The 2886-nt window shown below is 62.5% G+C and carries 3 protein-coding genes; all 3 read right to left on the bottom strand.

Annotated features, from left to right (window positions below; genetic code table 11):
- Nucleotides 1-102: 102 nt before the first annotated feature.
- A complete protein-coding gene (locus KBA32_RS03765; RefSeq protein WP_367113738.1) occupies nucleotides 103-378 on the bottom strand; it encodes a DUF1016 N-terminal domain-containing protein in 276 nt (91 codons plus the stop codon).
- A 172-nt stretch (nucleotides 379-550) separates the two neighbouring features.
- Nucleotides 551-2461 (bottom strand): N-6 DNA methylase, encoded by a 1911-nt coding sequence (locus tag KBA32_RS03770; protein ID WP_294355513.1) that lies wholly within the window; start codon nucleotides 2459-2461, stop codon nucleotides 551-553.
- 2 nt (nucleotides 2462-2463) lie between these two features.
- Complete coding sequence (locus tag KBA32_RS03775) at nucleotides 2464-2820, bottom strand: GIY-YIG nuclease family protein (RefSeq protein WP_294355515.1); 357 nt, start codon at nucleotides 2818-2820, stop codon at nucleotides 2464-2466.
- Nucleotides 2821-2886: the final 66 nt, after the last annotated feature.

Consider the following 2886-nt stretch of genomic DNA (forward strand, 5'->3'; position numbering starts at 1 on the left):
GCGGTGAAGAACTGAGGTTTTAAGGATGAACAGCCCAACCGCGTGGCGTCGCCCATTTCGGCAGGACGGATGCGGAAGAGCGGGCCGTCACTTTTGATGCGTTCACGCCCCCTGGATCGCCACCCGCGCACTCTCGATCTCCCGACGCAGTTCCTCCTCGCTGGGCAGGATCAAACGGTACTTGCTGGCGAAAAGCTGCTCGCTCTGCCGCTCCAGCGCCCGCGTGCTCCAGTTCTGCCCGGCCGCCTCGTCCATGTACCACGCCCGCGCACGGGAATCTTCGACGCGCAGCAGTCGCCGGTAATGCGTCCGGCTCAATTCGGAACGCAGCGCGTCACAATTCGGAAACGCCTGAAAAAACAGCCGCATGTAGCGCAGATTGGACGCACGAACCCTTGCCGAACTCCCGCGTCAGCGCCTCGGCCAATTGCGGCAAAAGCCGCTTGCCATACGCTGCGCGCAACGCCCGCAGTCACCCTTGCTGGATCAGCTCGCGCAGGGCGGATAGCAGCGCTTGGGGGAAAGATATCTGGATCGCGGTATTCATGGTTCACCTCATGATCAGCGTCTTCAGGCGCGCCAGCGCCTCAGCGACGATCCGCCCCTGTACCGCAATGCTCTCGATAATCTCGTCCGGCATGCGTTCGTCAGCCACCGTCACCGCGTTGGGATTGACGGCTTTCAGGTCGAAGACGGCCGCGTCGATGGCGGCAGCCTCGGCCTCCAGATCGCGGGCCACCTTTTCCTGATCACGGATCTCAGCCTCCATCGCCTCGATCCGCTTTGCGTCGGCCTTCTCCTTCTTTAACCGCTTGAGCTCTTCCTTCAACTCGACCACGGCCACCTTGATCCCGGCGGTTTTGTCCAGCAGCGGCTGCATTGCCTCGCGCGCCTTGGCGCGGCGCTCCGAGAAGTCGACCGTCCATGAGTAGCGGCTGGCGCCCTCGGGCCTGCCGTGGTGCTGCCGCATGCGCGCATAGGTCGGGAAAGGCTGGCCGGCATTCGCCTCGTCGGCCAGCCAGTCAGCCGTGACGAGGGCGGGCAAGGCGTCGTCGCCGAGCACCGCGCCGTCCTTGCCAAAGCCGAAATGCGCCAGCGTCAGCGGCGTCTTTTTGCCCACCTTCACCCACGACAGGTCGTAGTACCAAATGCGCTCGGTCTTCTTCCCTTTGGTGAAGAACAGAAGATTGGTCTTCACCCCCGCGCCGGCGGTCGAAAACACCCCGCCGGGCAGGCTGACGATGGCCCACAGATCGCACTCGTCGGTGAGCTTGCGCTTGGTTTCGACGAAGGCGCTCTCGTTGGTGCGGAACAGCAAGCCCTCATCGAGCACGATGGCGCAGGTGCCGCCGGGCGCGAGTTCGGCGAGGATGTCCTGTACGAACAGCACCTGCGTCGCGCTCGTCTCGAAGGCGAAGTTCTTCTGCGCATCCTTGCCCTCCTTGCCGCCAAAGGGCGGATTGGTCAGGATCACGTCGAACTGCGCGGGCGCATGCCGGAACAATTCGGCGTAGGTCGCGCGGCGCGTCAGCGAATTGCCGTGCCACAGGTTCGGCTGATCAATGCCGTGCAGCACCAGATTGGCCAGCGCGATCGGAAACACCAGATTCTCCTTCTCACGCCCGAAGAAGGTGTCGTGCTTGAGCGCTTCAATGTCCGTGCTCGCTGCCGCCTTGCCCAGCTTGCGCGCCATGTGCTCGTAGGCCACGGCGAGAAAGCCGCCGGTGCCGCAGCACGGGTCGTAAACCGTCTGACCCAGTGCGGGATCAACGGTATGCACCATCGCCCGGATCACCTCGCGCGGCGTGAAGAACTGGCCGCCGTCCGAATTCTTCTCGCCCATCTTCAGCAACAGGTCTTCATACACCTGCGAGAGCGTGAAGAAATGCGTGTCGTCGATATGGTCGATGCTGATCTCATGCACGCGGTCGAGGATATCGCGCAGGTTGGCCTCGTCATCCACGCGCACGCGCTCCACCGCCGTCATGATCCGGCCGATGATGCGCTGCTTCGGGCTGGCCGCCGGGTTCGGCAGATTCGTGCGCGGGTCCACATCCAGCGCGTGCAGGTGCGGCAACAGCGCCTTGTTGATGAAGTCGAACAGTCTGCCGTCGCCGGCGGCGAACAGTTCCTGCCGCTTCCAGCCCTGCACCTTGCCATCTGTGGTTTGCGGATGATCCGCCTTGTCCGACCACGGCGCCGCCCAGTCCTGCCAGCGGTAAGGGCTGCACAGCGCCGGAGAGAACTCCGCGCCCAGCACCTCGGCCTGTTCCGCCTCACGCGCCTCCTGCGCGTCGAGAATGCGCAGGAACAGAACCCACGTCAGCTCCGGCACGTATTGCAAAGCGCTGGCGCAGTTGGAGCGGCGCATCACGTCGCAGATACTCTTGACGAAGGCCGAGAGCGACTGGGTGGAAGCGATGGCCTTGGGGGCTTTTTCGGTCATTTTCGGGCGAGGCATGCCTATTTCTTCTCCAATGGCGATTCTGTGAAGCTAACCCGCTCGCCCTGAGCCGGTCGAAAGGCTGCGTGATTCGAAGCTGAACAAGCCAATCTGGAAACTTCAGCCCAATCATTCCGCATCATCGCCTCCTTCTTTTTCCTACTCCAACCTTTAATTTGCTGCTCAGCAGCCAAAGCTTCTTCACGCGTCACACAGGGCTGACTAAACACCAAGGTCACAGGGCGCCGCTTGAACGTGTAACAGCCGGGAATAGCCCCCTCCTTGTGCTGCGCCACCCGCCGATCAAGGTCGTCTGTATGCCCCGTGTAGTAGCTATCGTCAGCACAGCGAACGATGTAAACCCAGAATGGTTTCATGCCCAACTCCGCGCGTGCTGAATTCCCGCCATCCGCTCACGGTGAGCTTGTCGAACCACACCCCTC

Source organism: Propionivibrio sp. (genome assembly GCF_017995515.1).
Lineage (GTDB): Bacteria > Pseudomonadota > Gammaproteobacteria > Burkholderiales > Rhodocyclaceae > Propionivibrio.

Bases quoted from the DNA above. Each gene is read 5' to 3' on its own strand.
- KBA32_RS03770 (WP_294355513.1), bottom strand. From the start codon at position 2,461: ATGCCTCGCCCGAAAATGACCGAAAAAGCCCCCAAGGCCATCGCTTCC.
- KBA32_RS03775 (WP_294355515.1), bottom strand. From the start codon at position 2,820: ATGAAACCATTCTGGGTTTACATCGTTCGCTGTGCTGACGATAGCTAC.